General features: G+C 73.2%; 19 protein-coding genes and 1 pseudogene. 7 read left to right on the plus strand and 13 right to left on the minus strand.

The features are described from left to right. Nucleotides 1-3: 3 nt before the first annotated feature. The 11 genes and pseudogenes from N798_RS05320 to N798_RS18975 form a co-directional block, all read right to left on the minus strand. Entirely contained in the window at nt 4-510 is a 507-nt protein-coding gene (locus N798_RS05320; protein ID WP_035947110.1) for a glycosyl-4,4'-diaponeurosporenoate acyltransferase CrtO family protein, read from the minus strand. Next, entirely contained in the window at nt 510-1,697 is a 1,188-nt protein-coding gene (locus N798_RS05325) for a glycosyltransferase family 2 protein (RefSeq protein ID WP_052116948.1), read from the minus strand. Before N798_RS05325 ends, N798_RS05320 begins: the two co-directional genes overlap by 1 nt. Beyond that, nucleotides 1,694-3,043 carry a cytochrome P450 gene (locus N798_RS05330; RefSeq protein WP_052116949.1) on the minus strand — a complete coding sequence of 450 codons (1,350 nt, stop codon included), beginning with the start codon at nt 3,041-3,043 and terminating at the stop codon, nt 1,694-1,696. Before N798_RS05330 ends, N798_RS05325 begins: the two co-directional genes overlap by 4 nt. Continuing rightward, nucleotides 3,040-3,378 (minus strand): lycopene cyclase domain-containing protein, encoded by a 339-nt coding sequence (locus tag N798_RS05335; RefSeq protein ID WP_035946863.1) that lies wholly within the window; start codon nt 3,376-3,378, stop codon nt 3,040-3,042. Before N798_RS05335 ends, N798_RS05330 begins: the two co-directional genes overlap by 4 nt. Continuing rightward, complete coding sequence (locus tag N798_RS05340) at nt 3,375-3,746, minus strand: lycopene cyclase domain-containing protein (protein WP_198030712.1); 372 nt, start codon at nt 3,744-3,746, stop codon at nt 3,375-3,377. The genes N798_RS05335 and N798_RS05340 overlap by 4 nt, the downstream gene beginning before the upstream one ends. Next, nucleotides 3,743-5,380 (minus strand): phytoene desaturase family protein, encoded by a 1,638-nt coding sequence (crtI, locus tag N798_RS05345; RefSeq protein ID WP_052116950.1) that lies wholly within the window; start codon nt 5,378-5,380, stop codon nt 3,743-3,745. Before crtI ends, N798_RS05340 begins: the two co-directional genes overlap by 4 nt. Beyond that, complete coding sequence (locus N798_RS18650) at nt 5,377-6,285, minus strand: phytoene/squalene synthase family protein (protein ID WP_052116976.1); 909 nt, start codon at nt 6,283-6,285, stop codon at nt 5,377-5,379. The genes crtI and N798_RS18650 overlap by 4 nt, the downstream gene beginning before the upstream one ends. Beyond that, nucleotides 6,285-7,334, minus strand: a complete 1,050-nt coding sequence (locus N798_RS05355; protein WP_035946866.1) for a polyprenyl synthetase family protein — start codon at nt 7,332-7,334, stop codon at nt 6,285-6,287. The genes N798_RS18650 and N798_RS05355 overlap by 1 nt, the downstream gene beginning before the upstream one ends. A gap of 23 nt (nt 7,335-7,357) precedes the next feature. Then, a complete protein-coding gene (locus N798_RS05360; protein WP_052116951.1) occupies nt 7,358-8,281 on the minus strand; it encodes a phosphatase PAP2 family protein in 924 nt (307 codons plus the stop codon). 14 nt (nt 8,282-8,295) lie between these two features. Beyond that, nucleotides 8,296-8,799, minus strand: a complete 504-nt coding sequence (locus N798_RS18970) for a zinc-binding dehydrogenase (protein WP_308738193.1) — start codon at nt 8,797-8,799, stop codon at nt 8,296-8,298. Between the two features lie 198 nt (nt 8,800-8,997). Continuing rightward, a pseudogene (locus tag N798_RS18975) lies at nt 8,998-9,605 on the minus strand (alcohol dehydrogenase catalytic domain-containing protein); the annotation flags it as partial. Here N798_RS18975 and N798_RS05370 point away from each other — a divergent pair. From N798_RS05370 to N798_RS05385, 4 genes are read left to right on the plus strand one after another with little or no spacing between them, the layout of a single operon-like run. Then, nucleotides 9,550-10,134 carry a nucleotidyltransferase family protein gene (locus tag N798_RS05370; RefSeq protein ID WP_035946867.1) on the plus strand — a complete coding sequence of 195 codons (585 nt, stop codon included), beginning with the start codon at nt 9,550-9,552 and terminating at the stop codon, nt 10,132-10,134. The pseudogene N798_RS18975 and the gene N798_RS05370 overlap by 56 nt on opposite strands. 25 nt (nt 10,135-10,159) lie before the next feature. Beyond that, entirely contained in the window at nt 10,160-11,065 is a 906-nt protein-coding gene (locus N798_RS05375; protein WP_035946868.1) for an AAA family ATPase, read from the plus strand. Between the two features lie 4 nt (nt 11,066-11,069). After that, nucleotides 11,070-12,188, plus strand: coding sequence for a vWA domain-containing protein (locus tag N798_RS05380; RefSeq protein ID WP_035946869.1), 1,119 nt, complete (start codon nt 11,070-11,072; stop codon nt 12,186-12,188). Next, nucleotides 12,181-13,296: an XdhC family protein gene (locus N798_RS05385; RefSeq protein WP_035946870.1), complete on the plus strand. Its 1,116-nt coding sequence runs from the start codon at nt 12,181-12,183 to the stop codon at nt 13,294-13,296. Before N798_RS05380 ends, N798_RS05385 begins: the two co-directional genes overlap by 8 nt. 168 nt (nt 13,297-13,464) lie before the next feature. Here N798_RS05385 and N798_RS05390 read toward each other — a convergent pair whose 3' ends face one another. Beyond that, complete coding sequence (locus N798_RS05390; protein WP_035946871.1) at nt 13,465-13,677, minus strand: hypothetical protein; 213 nt, start codon at nt 13,675-13,677, stop codon at nt 13,465-13,467. 90 nt (nt 13,678-13,767) lie between these two features. Between N798_RS05390 and N798_RS05395 the strand changes: the two genes are divergently transcribed. Next, complete coding sequence (locus N798_RS05395; protein WP_035946872.1) at nt 13,768-14,724, plus strand: GlxA family transcriptional regulator; 957 nt, start codon at nt 13,768-13,770, stop codon at nt 14,722-14,724. Between the two features lie 147 nt (nt 14,725-14,871). Here N798_RS05395 and N798_RS05400 read toward each other — a convergent pair whose 3' ends face one another. Continuing rightward, a complete protein-coding gene (locus N798_RS05400) occupies nt 14,872-16,641 on the minus strand; it encodes a vWA domain-containing protein (protein ID WP_035946873.1) in 1,770 nt (589 codons plus the stop codon). 204 nt (nt 16,642-16,845) lie between these two features. Here N798_RS05400 and N798_RS05405 point away from each other — a divergent pair, with 204 nt between their 5' ends. Both N798_RS05405 and N798_RS05410 read left to right on the plus strand, forming a co-directional pair. Further along, complete coding sequence (locus N798_RS05405; RefSeq protein WP_052116952.1) at nt 16,846-17,559, plus strand: response regulator transcription factor; 714 nt, start codon at nt 16,846-16,848, stop codon at nt 17,557-17,559. Further along, the gene (locus N798_RS05410) at nt 17,556-20,213 is read left to right on the plus strand and encodes a DUF4153 domain-containing protein (RefSeq protein WP_035946876.1); all 2,658 of its coding nucleotides are present in this window, start codon (nt 17,556-17,558) and stop codon (nt 20,211-20,213) included. Before N798_RS05405 ends, N798_RS05410 begins: the two co-directional genes overlap by 4 nt. Nucleotides 20,214-20,229 lie beyond the last annotated feature (16 nt).

Raw genomic sequence — 20,229 nt, forward strand, 5'->3', positions numbered from 1 at the left:
GCCTCAGGTGGCCGGTGGCGTCGGGCCCCGGCGGCGCCGACGCCCGAGGAGACCGGTGATGCGCAGCCGGTTGTAGCGCTGGATCGCGATGAAGGGCAGGTTGACGAGGACCCCGTAGGCGACGAGCAGGACCGACGGCAGCGGCGGGTTCCACAGGACGAAGAGCGGGGCGCACGCCATCGCCCACCAGTGCCCGAGCTCGGCCCGGCGCGTCTCACGGGTGAAGGCCTCGAGCCCGTCGTCGTCGAGCGACGCCAGCTCACGTTTGCTCACACCACCGGCGAAGAGGTTCCCTGCCTCGGGGAGCCGGTCCTTCCAGCGGTGGATGCGCAGGCGGTCGCGGTAGAACCGCGCGTCCTCGAAGGCCCGGGTCCGCAGGAGCCAGCCGTCGTTCTCGAGCCGGTGGCGCGGGAGCCGGTGCGCGAGGTAGCCGGTCACGGCGTGGAACAGGCCCCACGCGACGACGTCGATGACGACGACGAGCGGGAGCGGCACCTGCTGGGCCAGCATCACTCGCTCCGCAGCCGTGCGCCCACGGCCACGTCGCGCCCTCGCCACGTCACCCTGCCGAGGAGGTGGGTGAGGACCAGCGACCGGAGGAAGACGAGGGCGAAGAAGGCCAGCGGCACCGGGAAGAGGACCCAGGCCCACCAACGAAACGTGCCGATGCGTGCGAGCAGCCCGCGCAGGTGGGTCGCGGTCGCGACCCAGGCGAGCAGCCAGACGAGGACGGACAGCCAGGCCGAGACGGCCCCTCGGGTGGTCGCCACCGTGACGAGGGCCGAGACGACGCCACCCGCGACCGCACAGTGGGTCGCGACCCACAGCCCGGCGAGGACGGAGGAGCGAGGGTCGGCCTGCGTGGCGCCCGAGGCGAAGTTCTTGGTCCAGCCCTCGACGAGCTGGCGCGCGCCGCCGGGATACATGCGCATCGCCACGGCGGCGCCGCCCACGACGCACGACACCGGCAAGCCGGCTCGGTCGTAGGCGGCGGCGAGCGAGGCGTCGTCGAGGATCTCTCCCCGGATGGCCTCGTGGCCCCCGGCCGCGACGTAGTCGGCTCGGGACGTCACGAGGCACGGCCCGAAGGCCATGGGGACGCAGGGCGGACGGGGGGCGAACAGGCCCGTGCCCATGAGCGACACCGCGTTGAAGTAGGCGGACAGCTGCTCGTAGGCCCGGACCGGGCGGTGGTGCGGCTGGACCGAGACGAGACCTCCCTCGCGCGTGTGCTGCTCGAGGAGGGCCGGGAGGGCCTCCGTGGACAGGTCGGTGTCGGCGTCGAGGAAGACGAGCACCGAGCCGGAGGTCGCCTGCACGCCCAAGTGGCAGGCCCACGACTTGCCGACCCATCCCGCCGGGGGCTCCGGCGCCCGCAGGACGTGCGCGCCGCCCGCGGCGGCCAAGTCGGCGGTGCCGTCGGTCGAGCCGTCGTCGACCACGACGAGGTCGCGCAGCGAGGCGCGCACCGGGGCGAGCGAGGCCAGCAGCGCAGGGACCGAGACCGCCTCGTTCCGCGCGGGGACGACGACCGACACGTCCGGGAGGCCGGGCTCCTCCGGGCCCGGTGCTGCCGCCTGCGGGGCGGGGAGCGTGCGCAGCCGGGCGAGCTGGTGGCGTGCCAGGACGACCATGGACGCGACGAGGACGACGCAGAGCACGACGTCCCACGCGAGCGACCAGGCGGAGGCGGTCACGCCGAGGACCCGACCCGCGACGTGACGACGAGCCGCATGCCGCCGCGGGGGTGCAGCGCCACCCTGGCCTCGGCGAAGGGACGGGACCAGCCCGGTGGCGTGTCGAACCGGAAGTCCGCCAGCACCCGGGTGAGCACCACGACCATCTCGGCGAGCGCGAACTCGCGCCCGATGCACAGGCGTGGTCCCGCACCGAACGGCAGGTAGGCGCCGCGATGGTCCCGCCCGGCCGCGAAGCGTTCGGGGCGGAAGTCGAGCGGCGCCTCCCAGAGCCCGGGGTGGCGGTGGACGACCCACGGGCTGATGATCGCGAGCGTCCCCGCGGGCACGTCTCGGCCACCGATGGCATCCGCTGCGGCAGCCCGGCGCGAGATGGCCCACGCGGGGGGATAGAGACGCAGCGCTTCGTCGACGACCGCGCGGGTGAGCGGCGCTGCCGCCCCAGCACCGACGATGGGAGGAGGCACCGGCAGCCCCACCGCCTCCCGGTGCAGGTCGTCCTGGTCGGAGGGGTGCTCGGCGAGCAGCATGAGGGTCCAGGTGAGGCCGGCGGCGACCGTCTCGTGCCCGGCGATGACCATCGTCACGAGCTCGTCGCGGATCTCGTCGTCCGACAGCCCCGCGTCGAGGAGCAGGCCCAGCAGGTCGTCACCCGAGCCGTCGCGCCTGGCGGTCGAGCGCCGCCGGCCCGAGATGATCTCGTGCGAGAGCCGGTCGAACTCGCGGCGGGCGGCGCGGATCCGCCGGTTGAGCGGTGTGGGTGCGGCGTGCGGCAAGGGCAGGATCGAGCGACCTGCCTTGACGACGAGCACGGCCGCGGCGCTGGTCGCGTCGAGCAGGCGCTCGGCGTGCCCCGAGAGGTCCGAGCCGAAGAGGGCGCGTCCCACGACGTCGAGGGCGAGCCGGGCCATGACCTCGGAGACCTCGACCTCCCCCGGCCCTGCCCGCCCGACGTCCCAGCCGCGCAGGGCCTCGTCGGTCGCGCCGACGACGTGCTCGCTGACGGCGGCCAGCCGGTGCCGGTGGAAGGCCGGAGCCGCCGCCCGACGGTGCTCGATCCACGACGGCTCCGCGCTCGCGAGCAGCCCGTCGCCGGTGATCCGGCCCAGTGCGGAGTACTGGACGGTGTTCTTGGTCCACCGACGGGCCGAGGTCTGCAGGACGTGGCGGACGTCGTCGGGTCCCGAGAGCAGCAGCGCCGGTGTGCCCGGCACCGGGAAGGCCGCGACGTCGCCGAACTCGTCACGGACCTCGTCGAGGAAGCTCAGGGGGTCGGCTCTCACCCGACGGAAGGCCCGGGCCATGTCGAGGGCGCTCGGCCCGGGGAAGAGCATCGGCGCGCTCACGTCGTGCTCCGGGCATCCTCGCGGGGGCCCAGCCGAACCCAGACCGCACAGGTGAGCAGGAGCAGTGCGAAGCCGAACCCGAGGTCCTCGACCGGGGCGAACGCGATGCGCCCGTCGCCGAGGGCCTCGACCGCACCGCTGCCGAGGATGGCGTCGCCGTCGTAGCTGACGATGCGGCGACCGGTCAGCCACCCGTTGGTGAGCAGCTGGAAGCCCACGACGATGGCGTAGGACAACCACCAGGTGCTCGACGACGTCAGCCGGGTGCGCAACACCCAGCGGTCGAGGACGACGGAGGTGACCAGGGCGATGAGCGTGAGGGAGGTGTAGGTCACGTCGTCTCCTTCACCCGCGGTGCGTCGGTGCGCTCGCGCGCGAACCAGCGTCCCGGTCGCCCGCGAAGCGTCCGCACGGCCTCGTAGGTGAGGATCGCGCAGAGCGGGATGACGACGAAGAAGCCGATCTCCTCGAGCGGGATGCCGGCCACCCGCACCGGCAGCGTCTGCTCGGGGTCGAACCACCAGTGCCCCGCGTCGGTGGCCCACAGGTCCCAGAGCACGAACGGCCCGGCCGCGAGCAGGATCGTCAGGCCGAGCCGGCGCACCTGTCGCAGCACGCCGAGCCCGAGGACGAGCTCGAGCGGGATGGTGCCGACGAGGCAGAAGACGAGCATGGCGACATAGGCCCAGCTGCCCAGCGTCACGAGCCCCGCCCCGCCGTCGAGTCGTCGGCGCCGACTCCGGCCGCTCCGGTCGCCGTCGGGGTGAGCGGCTCCGGCAACGGCGTGGTCGACGAGTCGCCGCGCACCGACTTGAGCACGACCTCGGCGCTGATGAGGCACATGGGCAGCCCGATGCCGGGGATCGTGCTCGACCCCGCGAAGTGCAGCCCCTCGACGGTGCCGGACGAGACCCGGCCCCGGAAGAACGCGCTCTGCGTCGTCGTGTGGGCCGGACCGAGCGCTCCGCCGGACCAGGCGTTGAGGTCGGTCTCGAAGTCCTTCGGTCCGATGGTGCGGCGCACGACGACCCGTTCGGCGAGGTCGGGCACGCCGGCCCACGCGGCGATCTGGGCGATGGCGGCGTCGGCGATCCGCTCGACCGCCTCGTCACCGGCACCGTCCACACCACCGGCTCCGAGGCCGGGGTCGGCCGGCGTCGGCACGAGCACGAAGAGGTTCTCGTCGCCGTCGGGGGCGACGGTCGGGTCGGTCGCCGACGGACGGCAGACATAGATCGACGCCGGGTCCGGCATGGGGTCGCCCGACCCGTGGAGGACGTCGAAGTGGCGTTGCCAGTCCGTCGTGAAGAGGAGGGAGTGGTGGGCGAGCTCGGGCACCCGGCCGCGGACCCCGAGCAGGACGAGCACGGCGCCGGGGCCCGGGTCGCGGCGTTCCCACCACGCGTCGGAGTGCTCGCGCAGGTCGGCCGGCAGCAGCTCGGTCTCGACGTGGTGCAGGTCGGTCGCCGCCACGACGAGGTCGGCGGGCCGCAAGGACTCGCCGGAGTCGTCCCGGACGCGGACACCCGTGACCCGTGCGCGCCTCCCGCGCCCCTCGAGCGGCTCGGTCTCGATCGCCGTCGCGGTCGAGCCGGTGACGATGCGGACCCCCTCGGCCTCGGCCAGGGCCGCCATCCGGTCGACGAGCCGGGCGAACCCGCCGTGCGGGTAGTGCACGCCCTCGACCAGGTCGAGGTGGCTCATGAGGTGGTAGAGCGCCGGCGCCCGCTTCGGTGACGTGCCGAGGAAGACGGCCGGATAGCCGAGCACCTGGCGCAGCCGTACGTCGCGCACCTGCCCGGCGACGAACGACTCGAGCGGCTGGGTGAGAAGTCGTCCGAGGCGCCCGAGTCGTCGCAGGACCTGGAGCCGCACGAGCGGGGTGAACGACTCGAACGTCGTGTAGAGGAAGCGCTGCACGGCGAGGTCGTAGGTCGAGCGCGCGGAGTCAAGGTAGCGAGCGATCGCGTCGCCCGCTCCCGGCTCGACGGCCTCGAAGGTCTCCACGACCTCGTCGCGACCCGACCGGACCTCGAGCGGCGTCGGGTCGCCCTCGAAGAAGACCCGGTATGCCGGCTCGAGACGTTCGAGGTCGAGCTCGGCCTCGGTCGTGGTCCCGAGGAGACGGAAGAAGTGGTCGAAGACATCGGTCATGAGCCACCACGAGGGCCCGGTGTCGAAGACGAAGCCGTCGGACGCCCACCGGCCCGCCCGGCCACCGACGACCTCACCGCGGTCGTGCAGCTCCACGTCGTGCCCGTCGCGCGCCAGCAGTGCGGCCGCGGCGAGTCCGCTCACCCCACCCCCGATGACGACCACCCTGCGCCGCGTGCTCACGGCGTCAGTCCCCGGACGAGGGAGGTCATCGCGATCCGGTTCTTCACGCTCGAGGGGACCCGGACGCGCTGCTGCGGGATGAGCGACGCCGGTGTCGCGCGCAGACGGGCCGAGAGCTCGTCGAAGAGCGAGTGCGCGGCCGCCACGGCCACTCGGCTGCTCTTGGGCAGGGCGTCGACCGAGGCCTTGGACGTGGCGAGGTCGGAGTCGATGTCGTCGAGGATCCGGTGCTTGTCGGCCTCGGTGAGCGCATCCGGGTCGATGCCGGGGAAGTAGCGACGCCCCCGCACGTGGAAGTCCTCGCCCAGGTCGCGCAGGAAGTTGACCTTCTGGAAGGCCGCGCCGAGACGGCGGGCGCCCTCCTCCAGCTCCGCCGACGGCGTCACCACGACGGGTGCAGGTGCCCCGTCGATCATGAAGACCCGCAGGCACATGAGACCGACCACCTCGGCAGACCCGTAGACGTAGTCGAGGAAGCTCTGCTCGTCGTGCTCGGTGACGGTCAGGTCGGCCCGCATCGAGCGCAGGAACGGCGCGATGAGCTCGTCGTCGATGCCGCAGCGGCGTGCGGTCCCCGCGAACGCGTGCACGACGAGGTTCGGGCTGTAGCCGTCGACGAGGGCCTGCCGCGTCTCGTCCTCGAAGCGGTCGAGCGCCGCCTCCGCACGGTCGGGCCGCGAGACCCCGATGGGTCCGTCGACGATCTCGTCGGCGAGGCGCACGAACGCATAGACGTCGCGGATCCGGCCGCGGACGGGCTCGCCGAGCAGTCTCGAGGCGAGCCCGAACGACGACGAGTAGGTCCGGATGACCCGGGCCGCGGTGTCCCGGGCGACCGCGTCGAACTGGCGTTGTTCGGCCTGGGCCCATCCGGACGAGCCGTCCTTGGGGTGGCGACGGAGCATCACGCGGCGCTCTCCAGCATCTGGTCGGTGAGGGACGACAGCTCGTCCACGAGGGACGCGGGCAGACCGGAGGTCCGGGCCGTGCGCAGGCCCTCCCGCAGGTGGTTCTCGGCGAGCCGGGCGACGAACTCCCGCGACCCGGACTCCTCGAGGAGGGCCCGGACGCTGCGCGCGGTGGTCTCGGTGAGGGACCGGTCGCCGACGTGGGGGGCGATGCTCGACCACGCGGCGGTGCCCCGCGCGTGCACGATGAGGGGGGTGAGCTTGCCCTCCCGGAGGTCGCCGAGCGTGTCCTTGCCGGTGGCTGCCTCCTCACCGAAGACCCCCCGCAGGTCGTCGACGAGCTGGAAGCCGATGCCCACGAGCCGGCCCACGACGCCGAGGGGCTCGTGCGCCTCCGAGGGTGCGGACGCGAGGAGCGCACCGGCCTGGAGCGGCAGCCGGAAGGAGTAGGCGGCCGTCTTGCGGTAGTGCATGGCCACGATGTCCTCCACCGTCGTGTCCGTCGACTCGCACACCGAGAGCAGCACGTCGTCCAGCTCGCCGGCCGCGCTCACGGCGATGGCGTCGTCGAAGAGGTCGAGCAGGCGTTCGGTCCGCGCGGCGTCGGCGCCGCAGAGCGCGACGATGCGCATCGCCCCCGCGAGGGCGAGGTCGCCGGCGAGGACACCTGCCGCGACGCCGGCCGACGCGGAGCCGTCGGGCGAGGCGCCGCGCGCCGAGGCCCACGTGACGAAGGTGCCGGAGATGTTGTCGGCGCCACGACGCACCAGGTCGCGGTCGATGACGTCGTCGTGCACCAGGAAGGCCGTGTGCAGGAGCTCGAGGGCGGCGGCCACCCGCAGGGCGACCTCGTCCTCGTTCCCGCCGTAGCAGCGATGTGCGGCGAGGAGGAGCTGCGGTCGCAGCCGCTTGCCTCCGGAGGAGCAGCGGTCGAGGGCCGACCACAGCTCGTCGATGCCGGGACCGAGTGACCGGGCGCGGAGGCGGCCGCTCTCGAGCCACCGGCGCAGCTCGGCCTCGAGGGCCGGCGAGGACGGGGGAGCCATACCAGAAAGTACCTCGCGAACCTTCAGGCCCGTTCCTCCGCCGCCGGGGTCCACCTGACGTCTCGCGCCTCGACCCCCGGCCCCGAGTCCTCCGGGTCGGTCCGGCGCTCGCGAAGGAGGGTCGACAGCCGTGCCGTCGCGACGGCGGCGCCGGCGCCCAGCCACCCGGCGAGGACGTCGACGACGTAGTGCTCGCCGGTGTAGACGAGCGTCCAGGCCATGAGCAGGGCGTAGCCGCAGGTCGCCACGCGCCACCACCAGCGCGAGCCGGGCCAGAGGAAGACCGCGAGGAGCGCGGGGACCGCCGCATGCAGGGAGGGCATCGCGGCCACCGGGTTGCTGTCACCCTGCAGCCCTTCCAGGGCGGCGCCGACCGGCTCGAGACCGAGGCCCTCCCATCCGAAGGCGGACAGCCGCTCGACCGGCTCGACGACCCCGAGGTCGGCGGCGAGCCAGGGCGGTGACGCGGGGAAGAGCATGTAGGTCGCGATCGAGGCGAGGGTCAGGACGAGCACCGACGTCACCCAGCCGGCGAACCGCTGCCGCGCGAGGAACCACAGGCACCCGGTGGCGACGGGCAGCGCGACGTAGTGCGTCACGTAGACGACCGAGGCGACGACGTCCCACCACTGCGCCTCGGGGCGCAGGAGCAGGTCCTGCAGCCAGACGGTGGGGAGGGTGCCGAAGGTCGCGCGGTCGGCGGCGGCCGGCCAGATGATCTGCAGGCCCGCGCCGAGGCGGTTGACCTCGCCCTCGGTGAGCTCGCCGTGCGACAGCGGGGCACTCACCCACTGGGCGACGGCATACGCGACGAGGATGACCGAGAGGGGCGAGAGGGCGATGAGGAGCTGGGCCCACGCGGGACGCTCGGAGGCAGGGTCCTGACCTGGGGGGCGCTCCTCCCCCTCCGCGGTCGCCGCTCTGTTGTCGGCGGCCGTGGGATCCATGGACACAGTGTGCGTCAGCGGTGGCCCGGGAGGAGGATCTGGCGGACCTCGGTCCCCGCGTGCAGCCGGTCGAGCGCTGCGTTGACGTCGTCGAGCGGCACCGAGCGCGAGGTGACGAGGGCGTCCGCGGGCAGCAGCCCCGCGGCATACAGGTCGAAGAGCCGAGGCAGGTCGCGGCGCGGCACGGCCGAGCCCATGTAGGAGCCGAGGATCGACTTCTCCTCGCCGACGAGCGAGGCGATGGGCACGTCCACCGTGTGCCGCGGGTGGGGGAGCCCGGCGACGACGACGCGGCCGCCGACCCGGGTGGCCGCATAGGCCGTGGCCAGCGCGGCCGGGTGTCCGGCCGCCTCGACCGCCACGGTGACCCCGCCCCCGGTGAGCTCGCGGACCCCCTCGACGGCGTCGTCGCCCGCGAGGACACCGTGGGTGGCGCCGACCGCGAGGGCCGACGCGAGCTTGGACTCGACGGTGTCGACGGCGATCACGGGATGGGCGCCGGCGAGTGCCGCGGCCATGACGGCGGAGATGCCCACACCTCCGAGCCCGACGACCACGACCGAGTCGCCCGGACGGACCGCGGCGGTGTTGAGGACCGCGCCCGCGCCGGTGAGCACCGCGCACCCGAAGACCGCGGCGAGCTCGAGCGGCACGTCGTCGGGGACGGGCACGAGCGAGCGCGGCGAGACGACGGTGAGCTCGGAGAAGGCCGAGACGCCGAGGTGGTGGTGCAGCTCGGCACCGGACGCGTCACGGAAGGGGCGGCGGCCGGTGACGAGCCGGGCCTCGCGGTTCGCGGCCTGGGCGTCGGCGCACCGGACGGGGTGGCCGGCGGCACACTCGGCGCAGGTGCCACAGGACGGCACGTAGGAGCAGACGACCCGGTCGCCCGGCGCCACGTCCGTGACGCCGGACCCGACCTCTTCGACGACCCCCGCCGCCTCGGCCCCAGCACCATCGGCAGCGGTCGCGGCCGGTCGCCGTTGACGACGGAGAGGTCGGAGTGGCACAGGCCCGCGGCGGCGATGCGCACGAGGACCTCGCCGGGGCCGGGCCCGTCGAGCTCGACCTCCTCGACCGAGAGCGGGGCCGACTCGGCGAAGGGCAGGTCCCCGGTCGACCGTCGCAGCACCGCGGCCCTCGTCGTGATGCTCATCGGTGCCTTCCGTCTGGTCCATCGGGGTCGGTCGGATGGTGCCCATTGTTCACACCGCTCCGGTCCGAAGGCTGGGGAGCGCCGGACCGGGGTTCGGTGACACAGTGTGCGGATGGCTGACGGTGGGGTCGCTGGGCTGGTGCTCGCGGCGGGGGCGGGGCGGCGCATGGGCGGGCCCAAGGCCCTGCTGCGGCTCTCGCCGTGCGGACCCTCGCTGGTCGAGAGGGCGATCGACCGGCTGCACGCGGCGGGGGTGGGCGAGGTTCACGTCGTCGTCGGGTCGGCAGCCGCCAGCGTCACCGTGCACGCGGAGCACGCCGGCGGGGTCGTCGTCGAGGCGACCGACTGGGACGAGGGGATGGGCGCCTCGCTGCGCCGAGGGCTCGAGGTCCTCGACAGCACCGACGCCGAGGCGGTGCTGCTCATGCTCGTGGACCTGCCCGACGTGTCGTCCGACGTGCACGTCCGGTTGCTCGCCTCCGCGGGCGGCGACCTGACCGACGTCCTCGTGCGGGCGGCATACGGAGGGGTTCCCGGGCACCCGGTGCTCCTCGGGCGAGAGCACTGGAAGGGGGTGTGCGAGAGCGCCGTCGGCGACCACGGCGCCCGCGACTACCTCGCCTCGCAGCAGCCGCGCCTCGTCGAGTGCGCCGACCTCGCCACCGGGCGCGACATCGACCGGCCCGCTGACGTCTGACCCCGTCCGTGTGACGATGCACGGTATGGACCTCGCCCCCGGGAGCACCGCCACCGCAGCCGACCTGCGCGCCGCGCTCGAGGCCACCGGCTACCTCGTCGACGACGACCTCGCGACGATCGCCTGGCTCGCCACCCGGCTGTCGCGTCCCCTGCTCCTCGAGGGCGAGCCCGGCACCGGCAAGACCGCGCTCGCCGAGGCGCTCGCGGCTGCCGCGGGCGTGCCGCTCATCCGGCTCCAGTGCCACGAGGGCATCGACGCGAGCCAGGCGCTCTACGACTGGGACTTCCCCCGCCAGATCCTCCACCTGCGCGCGGTCGAGGCCGTCGACGGCGCCGGGGCCAACGGCACCGGATCGCTCGCCGAGGTCGAGGCGGGTCTCTTCGAGGAGCGCTTCCTCGTCGCCCGTCCCATCCTGCGTGCGCTGCGCGAGGCCCCTGCCGTGCTCCTCGTCGACGAGATCGACCGGGCCGACGACGAGTTCGAGGCGTTCCTCCTCGAGGTCCTCTCGACGTGGCAGGTGAGCATCCCCGAGCTCGGCACGGTGCGCGCCTCGGTGCCGCCGCTCGTCGTCCTCACCTCCAACCGCACCCGCGAGGTCCACGACGCGCTCAAGCGACGCTGCCTCTATCACTGGCTCGAGCACCCCTCTCTCGAGCGCGAGCTCGCGATCGTGCGGTCGCGGGCACCCGAGGTGGCCGAGGCGCTGGCGGCTCAGGTGGTCCGAGTCGTGCACGCCGTGCGCGACGACACCGAGCTCGTCAAGCCGCCCGGCGTCGCCGAGACCCTCGACTGGGCCCGGGCGCTGCACGAGCTCGGCGTGCGCGACCTCGACACCGCCTCGGCCGCTGCCTCGCTCGGCGTCGCGGTCAAGTACCGCGAGGACGCCGACCGCGTCCGCGCCTCGCTCGACCGGATCCTCGCCCGGTGACGTCGTGACCACCACCCGCGCTCCCGAGGAGGTGCTCCTCGGCTTCGCGCGCGCCCTGCGCGCCGCCGGCGTCCCCGTCACCGCCGATCGCGAGCGCACCTACCTCCTCGCCGTCGCCACCGTGGGCCTCGAGGACCGCGCGGCGGTGTATTCCGTCGGGCGGGCCACGCTCTGCGGCTCGCCTGCCGACCTCGAGCGCTACGACCTCGTGTATGCCGTGTGGTTCGGTGCCGAGCGCCCCGCTGCTGCGCGTCGCGCGCCCTCGACGCGGCCACCGGCCTCGATGGCCGACCTGCGCGACGGGCGCGACGACGGCTCTGGCGTGGAGCCGGACGAGCCCAGGGCGGACGACGTCCGAGCACAGGCGAGTGCGATGGAAGTGTTGCGGCACAGGGACATCGCCACGATGTCGGCTCGTGAGCGTGCTGCCCTGGCCCGGATATTCGCCGGGCTGAGGCCGCGTCCGCCGCGCCGCCGCACGCACCGCTGGACGGCTGCCCCGCGCGGCCGTGTCGACGCCCGCGCCACGATGCGCGAGATGGTCCGGCGCCATGGCGAGCCGGGTCCGGTCCGATGGCGGACCCAGGCCGAGCGCCCGCGCCGGGTCGTCGTCCTCCTCGATGTCTCGGGGTCGATGAGTGCGTATGCCGACTCCTTGCTCCGTCTCGCCCACGCCTGGTGCCGGTCGGCCGGACCCGTGGAGGTCTTCACGGTTGGGACGCGGCTCACCCACGTCACCGTCGCCCTGCACCAGCGCGACCCCGACCGCGCGCTCGTCGCCACGGGCCGCACCATCCCCGACTGGTCGGGCGGCACGCGGCTCGCCGACGGGCTCAAGGCGTTCCTCGACCTGTGGGGGCGCCGGGGCATGGCGCGCGGCGCCGTGGTCGTCCTCGTGAGCGACGGGTGGGAACGCGGGGACCCCGAGGGCCTCGCGGAGCAGATGCGGCGGCTGCGTTCGCTCGCGCACCACGTCGTCTGGGCCAACCCGCACCGCGGCCTCGACGCCTACGAGCCGGTCCAGCAGGGCATCGTCGCTGCGCTGCCGCACGTCGACTCCTTCGTCCCCGGCCACTCGATGGCCGCGTTCGCCGACCTGCTGGACGTGGTGGCCGATGCGTGAGGTGCTGCGCGAGCTGCGCGCGTGGTGGGAGGCGGGTGAGCCTGTCGCGATGGCCACGGTCGTCGACACCTTCTCGTCGTCGCCACGCCCGCCGGGTGCGTCGATGCTCGTCGGACCGGACGGCACCGTCGTCGGCTCGGTCTCCGGGGGCTGCGTCGAGGGTGCCGTCCACGACGTCGGTCTGGACGTCCTTGCCTCTGCCACACCGGAACTCGCGCACTACGGCGTCTCGGACGAGACGGCATACGGGGTGGGTCTCACGTGTGGGGGCGAGCTCGACGTCTTCGTCGAGAAGGTGACACCGGAGTCGTTCCCGGAGCTCGGCGAGGTCGCCGACGACATCGAGGCCGGGCGGCCGGTGGCGGTCGCGACCGTCGTCGCCCACCCGGACCCGGCATGGGTCGGCCGGCGGCTCGTCGTGCGACCGGACTCGGCGTCGGGGAGCCTCGGGCTCGACCGGGCCGACGCCGCCGTCACCGACGACGCCCGGGGCCTGCTCGACCACGGCACGACCGAGACCCTCACCTACGGGCCGGAGGGGGAGCGGCGCGGCGAGGGGATGCGGGTCTTCGTCGCGTCCTACGCGCCGCGCCCGCGGATGATCGTCTTCGGCGCCATCGACTTCGCGGCGGCGGTCGCCGAGATGGGCGCCTTCCTCGGGTATGCCGTCACGGTGTGCGACGCGCGTCCGCTCTTCGCGACGCCGGCCCGGCTGCCGGCGGCCGACGAGGTCGTCGTGTCCTGGCCGCACACCTACCTGCGCGACGAGGCCGGTGCGGGACGGGTCGACGCCCGGACCGTGCTGTGCGTGCTCACCCACGACCCGAAGTTCGACGTGCCGCTGCTCGAGGTCGCACTGCGGCTCCCCGCGGTCGCCTACGTCGGCGCGATGGGCTCACGCCGCACGCACGAGGACCGGATGCGGCACCTGCGCGAGGCTGGGCTCACCGAGGAGGAGCTGTCGCGGCTGTCGTCGCCGATCGGGCTCGACCTCGGTGGCCGGACCCCGCAGGAGACGGCGGTGTCGATCGCGGCCGAGATCGTCGCGCTGCGCTGGGGTGGCGCCGGCGACCGGCTGAGCGAGCGGCAGGGGCCGATCCACCCCTGACCCACCCGGCTCCTGCGACTTCTTGCCCGGATGCGACACGCTCGCTGGCGCTCGCTGTCGCATCCGAGCAAGAAGTCGAAGGACGGTGCGCGGGGGCGGTGCGACTTCTTGCCCCGTTGCGACACGCTCGCTGGCGCTCCCGTGTCGCAACGGGGCAAGAAGTCGGGGTCAGGCGGCGCGGTCGTAGGCGCGGGGGTCGTTGGCCTCGAGGTCGTGGACGATGCGGCGGACGTCGGCGTCGGAGTCGACGTGGTGGCGGAAGTCGTCGGACCACGGGGCGGTCTGCTGGCGACGGTTGCTCCGCTCGAGCGCCCAGACGAAGAGGGCGACGAGGATCAGCGCGGGGCCGACGGGGGCGATGTCTGCAAGGAATGTGCTCATGGCACAAGTTTGCTGCCCGACCATATCCTGCCACGAGTGGCAGGACTGCCCGTCTTGCACAAGATGCTGCCAACCTGTCATCCTGCGGGGATGACCCTGCGTTCCGTCGCCGTCGTGCTCCAGGATCCCGTCGCGCTCTTCGAGTTCGGGGTGCTGTCCGAGGTGTTCGGCATGGACCGCACCGACGACGGCGTGCCGCCCTTCGACTTCCGGGTCTGCGCCGAGGACCCGAGAACGCCGCTGACGACCGACGTCGGCGTGTCCCTCACCGCGACCCACGGGTTGGAGGCGACCGCGGACGTCGACCTCGTCGCGATCCCGGCCAGCCCCACGGCATACACGCCGTCCGAGGCGGTCAAGCAGGTGGTGCGCGACGCGGTCGACCGGGGCGCCCACGTCCTCTCGGTGTGCTCCGGTGCGTTCACGCTCGCGGCGGCCGGAGTGCTCGACGGGCGCGAGTGCACGACGCACTGGATGCACACCGACCGGCTGGCCGCGGACTACCCGCTCGCCCGGGTCAACCCCGACGTCCTCTATGCCCACGACGGCAACGTCATCACGAGCGCGGGCACGGCCGCCGGCATCGACGCCTGCCTCCACCTCGTGCGCAGCGAGCACGGGGGAGCGGTCGCCAACCGGATCGCACGACGGATGGTCGTCTCGCCGCACCGCGACGGCGGGCAGCGCCAGTTCATCGACCGGCCGGTGCCCGTCACCGAGGCCGACAGCCTGGGGCCGGTGCTCCAGTGGATGCTCGAGCACCTCGACGAGGCGCACACCGTCTCGGCCCTCGCGCGGAGGGCGTCGATGTCGTCGCGGACGTTCGCGCGGCGGTTTGTCTCCGAGACGGGCACGACGCCGCACCAGTGGGTCACCGACCAGCGGGTGCTGCGGGCGCGCGAGCTCCTCGAGGAGACCGACCTGTCGATCGAGCAGATCGCGGGTGACGTCGGCTTCGGGTCTGCCGCGTTGCTGCGTCACCACTTCTCGCAGTGCACCGGGCTCACCCCGACCGTCTTCCGGACGCGGCACCGCTCCCCGGCCTGAGCCGAGGAGCGGTGCGGCGACTGTTTGCGTCCGCACCTCTGGTGGCTTGGCCGTCACCTTGCCGGACGCAAGACTGCGGCGACTGCTTGCGTCCGCAACTCTGGCGCTGATGGCCACCAGAGGTGCGGACGCAAGCGAGTCAGGGTGTCACTTCGGTGCGTTCGGCACGAGGCACATCACCGACGCGGAGCGGTTGCCCGACCCGTCGACGGCCCACACCTCGGCGTCGCCGCGACCCTTGAGGTTCCACTCGACGACACCGTCGCCGGGCTTCTGGCTGGGCTTGGCGCCGTTGGCCTCGACGTACTTGATGTCGGTGTCGACGGCGAACGGTCCCCACGTCGTCGAGCTGCCCGAGTCCTTGACGAAGAGGTCGAGGTCGCCGGCCGGCCACACGTCGTCGGTGGCGACGAGCCGGTAGAAGCCGTCCTGGTTCTGGCCCTGACCCCCGTTGCCGGGAGCGCCCGGGACGTCACCGTCCGGGTTGGTCGACTCGACACATCGCGCGACGGGCGGCGTCGTGTCCTGCCACAGCTTGGAGACCGACCGGGTCGTCTCGTCGCCGTTGATCGTCGCGGTCGCCGAGATCGTGTCGGTGCCGAGCGAGGCCGGCTCCTTCGGCACGGTGTAGGTGAACGTCACGACTCCCGACGCGTCGGTCTCGCACGAGGCGGGGGCACAGGTGCCCGCGTCACCGGCGTTGGGACCGGCCGAGATCGAGAACGCCACCAGGTGGCCGCCGAGGTCGGAGGCCGGTCCGGTGACCGTCGCGGTCACGGTGTGCGTGTCGTCGCTGCCGAGCTCGTTCGTCGCCGTCGGCGGCGTGAGCGCGAAGGCGAAGACCGAGAAGCTCTCACACCGCGTCACCGAACCCGTGGCGGTCGGGTCGCTCGCGGGGCCGACGCCGGTCGCCGTCGCGCAGACCTCATGCAGGCCGGGAGCGAGGTTGTCGCCGGGGGCGGTCCACGTGATGTCGGCCGGTCCCGCGGTCGGCAGCGCGGTGCTCGTCGTGGCGGGGACGGGGTTGCCGTCGAGGGTCACGGTGAGCCCGGTGAGGGTCGTGGCGGTGACGTTCTTGATGACGTTCGGCAGGTTGGCCGGGTTCGGCACCGCGAAGCACGTCGTGCCGCTCGCGGCTGCCATCTGGTCGAGCGTCCCGACCGAGCCGCCCCCACAGGAGCTGCCCGCCCCGACGGCGAACGGATAGATGGTCGCGCCCGCCGCCACCGCGGTGAGTGCAGAGGTGAACTGCGCGCTCGTCCCCGCGTTGGACTCGCCGTCGGACAGGAAGACGACGTTGACCTGGGTCCCCGACGCCGCAGCGACGAGCGACTGTGCCGCTTGGAGGCCGGCGGCGTAGTTCGTGGCCGCGTCGCCGACGTTCTTCGTCGTGAACAGGTTGATCCGACCGGCCTGCAGCGAGCTGATGACCTGGTCGACCTCGGGGCTGGCGGGGTCGATGAACTGCTGGTCGCCCGCCGCGGAGGACATGTCGGCCGTGGCAGAGCCGCTGCCGAAGGCCGCGAGCCCGCTCTCGAGCGCGGAGCCGTCCGTGACGACGAGGTCGTTGAGCCCGGCGACCGCGACCTTCTCGCAGGTGAGGATGGTGCGGGTCGAGTCGCAGGGAAGGTCGGTGCTGCCGGAGACGTCGACGACGTAGATCCAGCTCGTGCTCGGTGCACCGGTCGCGATGCTGGCCGTGCCCGACAGTGGCACGTCGACGGTGCTCGCGCCCTCCGGCACGAGGAACGAGTCGCCGTCGACCGGCGACGTGACACCCACGGTGAGCGCGGCGCCGTTGGGGAGGCTCCCCGACGACGACCCGGCCACGGCCGCGGGCACGACGAGAGCGGCGACCGCGAGTGCGGCACCGCCCGTGAGACAGGCGCGTCGGCGCGCCCGAGCTGGTGAGCTCATGATGAATCCCCTTCTGTGTCTGACGACCGCTGCCCGTCCCCCGACGGGCGGCGTCGCGGCCGCTGACGGGAAGGAGGCCCGCACGCGGCCCCAGATACACGCCCCACGGCATACGACTGGACCCGTATGCCGTTCGCTCATCTTCACGAGATCTCCACAGGTCGCGCCCACGCGCCGTGCAGCAAGGCTCCTACTGTCGGTGCCATGACAGGAACAGGTGCGGGGACCGGCGGCCAGGCGAAGGCGACCGTGCTCGTCGTCGAGGACGAGCCGACGATCAACCAGGCCGTCACCGACCGTCTCCGCGCCGAGGGCTACGCCGTGCACCAGGCCCACGACGGCCCCGGCGCCGTCGAGGCGTTCGGCGAGCACGACCCAGACGTCGTCGTCCTCGACGTCATGCTGCCCGGGTTCGACGGGCTCGAGGTGTGCCGTCGCATCCAGGCGATCCGCCCCGTGCCGGTCCTCATGCTCACCGCCCGGGACGACGAGACCGACATCCTCGTCGGGCTCGGCGTCGGCGCCGACGACTACGTCACCAAGCCCTTCCGCATGCGCGAGGTCGTCGCCCGCATCCACGCCCTGCTGCGGCGGGTCGAGCGGGCCGCCGAGCTCGCGTCGGTGCCCGCGCCGACGACCCAGCTAGGTGCCGTGAGCATCGACGGACCGGCACGCCGCGTCATGGTCGAGGGCGCCGAGGTCCACCTCACCCCGCTCGAGTTCGACCTGCTCGCCGCGTTGGCCGCCCACCCGGGCGCCGTCCGCTCGCGCGAGCAGCTCATGAGCGAGGTCTGGGGCTGGTCGGACGCGTCCGGCACCCGCACCCTCGACAGCCACGTCAAGTCGCTGCGCGCCAAGATCGGCGCGAGCCGCGTCCGCACCGTCCACGGCGTCGGCTACGCCCTGGAGACGACGTGAACACCGTCGAACCCCTCGAGGGCGTCGGCTCGATCAAGGCCAAGCTCGGCCTCCTCGTCGGCGCGAGCTGCGTCGTCGCCGCGCTCTTCGCCACGATCGGCGACCGCGCGGGAATTCCGTTGTGGCTCACCCTTCCTGTGACGGTCGCGGCGGCCCTGGCCGTGGTGCAGTGGCTCGCCCGGGGGATGACCGCGCCCCTGCGCGAGATGACCTCGGCGGCGAGCCGTATGGCGGCCGGTGACTACGCCCAGCGCGTCTCGACCGCGTCGACCGACGAGGTCGGCCAGCTCGCCCGCGCCTTTAACGCCATGTCGTCGGACCTCGCCTCCGCCGACTCCCAGCGCCGCCAGCTCATCGCCACGGTGTCGCACGAGCTCCGCACGCCGCTCACGGCGCAGCGCGCGCTCCTCGAGAACCTCGTCGACGGGGTCGTTCAGCCGGACGATGCAGCGCTCAGGGGTGCGCTGACCCAGTCCGAACGCCTGAGCGACCTCGTCGGCGACCTCCTCGACCTCTCCCGCATCGACGCCGGCGTCGCCCCGCTGCGGCTCGAGGAGGTCGGTGTGGTGGCGTTGTTGCGTGGGGCGGTCGCCGAGGCGGAGCTCGGCTCCCGCACCGTCCGTCACGTATGCCGTGTGGTCCCCGAGGACCTCACGGTCACCGCCGACCCCGCTCGCCTCGCGCAGCTCGTCGCGAACCTCCTCGACAACGCCGCCCGGCACAGCCCTCCCTATGGTGAGATCCGGCTCACCGCAACGGCGCTCGACGACGACTCGTGGTCGCTCGAGGTCGTCGACGACGGCCCCGGCATCCCCGCCGACAAGGCGGCCAGCGTCTTCAGCCGCTACGGCACCGGCGACGACTCAGGTGGAGGGACGGGCCTCGGCCTTGCCATCGCCGCCTGGGTGTGCGAGCTGCACGGCGGCTCGGTCTCCGTCCTTCCCACCCCGCCGGGCGGCAGGGGAGCGCGACTGCGCGCGGTGCTGCCACGGCATACCCGATCCCGCGTGCGCGAGGCGAGCCTGCCGACCGCCCCACCGACCTCGGAGGTCACGATGACGACGACTCCCGCCCAGCCGCCGGCGCAGCCCGCCCAGCCTGCCGCGGTGGCTGGTCCCGGCACGACGGTCGCGAGGCCCGGGCCGCCGCCGTTCACCGACCAGCTCTTCGGCAAGTTCTGGCCCGAGTCGGGTCTTGGCCCTCAGCCGGCGCTGCTCATCGGTGCCCTGCTCATCGGTCTGCTCGCGTCGATCCTGCTGCCGGACAGGCGGATCGGGCTCGCGGCCGGTCTCGTGACGTTCGCGGCGGCGGCGCTCATCCTCTGGCCGTCGCAGAGCAGTGGCAGCCCGTGGAGCATTGCGTGCGTCGCCGTCGGGGTCGGTCTCACGGCGATGACGTTCGTGCGGGCCACCGAGTGGATCGCCGTCCTGGCGGTGCTCATCGCGGCCCTGCTGCTCGCGGCGACGGTGACGCGGGCGCGCTCGTTCGTCAGCATCCCGCTGTCGGCGATGTCGTGGGTGCTCGCCGGGCTGCGCGGCTTGCCGCTGCTCGGGCGCACGCTCACGGCGACGAGCCGCACGCCGCTGCTGTGGCCGGTGCTGCGCACGGTCGCGATCGCGGCGGTCGGGCTCGTCCTCTTCGGCGGGCTCTTCGCATCCGGTGACGCGATCTTCGGGTCGTGGGCGCAGTCGCTCATCCCCGACCTGCGGTGGGACTCGATCATCGCCCGCATCTTCGTCTTCGTCTTCGTCGCCGGCATCGCGCTGGCCGGTGCCTACCTCTCGCTCAACCCGCCGCGCATCGCCGACCTCGACGTGCCGCGCGGTGCGCCGGTGCGGCACCGGTGGGAGTGGCTCGTGCCGCTCGGCGTCGTCATCGCCCTTTTCGCGATGTTCCTCGTCGCCCAGGCGGCGGCGATGTGGGGTGGGCACGAGTACCTCCGCGAGACGACCGGTCTCACGTATGCCGAGTACGTCCACCAGGGGTTCGGCCAGCTCACCACCGCGACGTTCCTCACCCTCGTCGTCGTCGGCATCGCGACCCGCAAGGCGGCTCAGGAGACGGCGTCCGACCGGATGGCGCTGCGGGTCTCGCTGCTCGCGCTGTGCACCCTCACGCTGGCGGTGGTGGCCTCGGCGCTCTACCGGATGTCGCTCTACCAAGAGGCCTACGGCTACACCGTGCTCCGCGTCTTCGTCGACGGCTTCGAGCTCTGGCTCGGGCTCATCGTCGTCTTCATGATGGTCGCGGTCGTGCGGCTCAAGGGCACGTGGGTCCCGCGGGCGGCGCTGCTCTCCGGGGCGCTCTTCTTCCTCGGCTTCGGCCTGATGAACCCCGACGCCTGGGTGGCGACGCGCAACATCGAGCGGTTCGCCGCGACGGGCGAGCTCGACACCTACTACCTCGCCGGGCTCGGGGTCGACGCGACGCCGGCGATCCTCGAGGGGCTCGACGACAAGCAGGCGGCCTGCGTCGTCACGTGGCACATGGAGAAGAGCGACGACCGCGACGACGACCTGCTCGAGTGGAACCTCGGCCGGGCTCGGGCGTTCGACGCCGCCGAGGGCAGGGACCTCACGGTGGACCCGACGTTCTGCCGCACCTTCGGTGAGGGCTTCGTCCCCACCGGGACCCGCTCCGAAGTCTTCGACTGACAGACGGAAACCCCGA

It is taken from the genome of Knoellia flava TL1 (genome assembly GCF_000768675.1).
In the GTDB taxonomy this organism is placed as follows: Bacteria; Actinomycetota; Actinomycetes; order Actinomycetales; family Dermatophilaceae; genus Knoellia; species Knoellia flava.

Bases quoted from the DNA above. Each gene is read 5' to 3' on its own strand.
- N798_RS05320 (WP_035947110.1), bottom strand. From the start codon at position 510: ATGCTGGCCCAGCAGGTGCCGCTCCCGCTCGTCGTCGTCATCGACGTC.
- N798_RS18650 (WP_052116976.1), bottom strand. From the start codon at position 6,285: ATGCTCCGTCGCCACCCCAAGGACGGCTCGTCCGGATGGGCCCAGGCC.
- N798_RS05355 (WP_035946866.1), bottom strand. From the start codon at position 7,334: ATGGCTCCCCCGTCCTCGCCGGCCCTCGAGGCCGAGCTGCGCCGGTGG.
- N798_RS05360 (WP_052116951.1), bottom strand. From the start codon at position 8,281: ATGGATCCCACGGCCGCCGACAACAGAGCGGCGACCGCGGAGGGGGAG.
- N798_RS18970 (WP_308738193.1), bottom strand. From the start codon at position 8,799: ATGGCCGCGGCACTCGCCGGCGCCCATCCCGTGATCGCCGTCGACACC.
- N798_RS05370 (WP_035946867.1), top strand. From the start codon at position 9,550: ATGGCTGACGGTGGGGTCGCTGGGCTGGTGCTCGCGGCGGGGGCGGGG.
- N798_RS05375 (WP_035946868.1), top strand. From the start codon at position 10,160: ATGGACCTCGCCCCCGGGAGCACCGCCACCGCAGCCGACCTGCGCGCC.
- N798_RS05385 (WP_035946870.1), top strand. From the start codon at position 12,181: ATGCGTGAGGTGCTGCGCGAGCTGCGCGCGTGGTGGGAGGCGGGTGAG.
- N798_RS05390 (WP_035946871.1), bottom strand. From the start codon at position 13,677: ATGAGCACATTCCTTGCAGACATCGCCCCCGTCGGCCCCGCGCTGATC.
- N798_RS05395 (WP_035946872.1), top strand. From the start codon at position 13,768: ATGACCCTGCGTTCCGTCGCCGTCGTGCTCCAGGATCCCGTCGCGCTC.
- N798_RS05400 (WP_035946873.1), bottom strand. From the start codon at position 16,641: ATGAGCTCACCAGCTCGGGCGCGCCGACGCGCCTGTCTCACGGGCGGT.
- N798_RS05405 (WP_052116952.1), top strand. From the start codon at position 16,846: ATGACAGGAACAGGTGCGGGGACCGGCGGCCAGGCGAAGGCGACCGTG.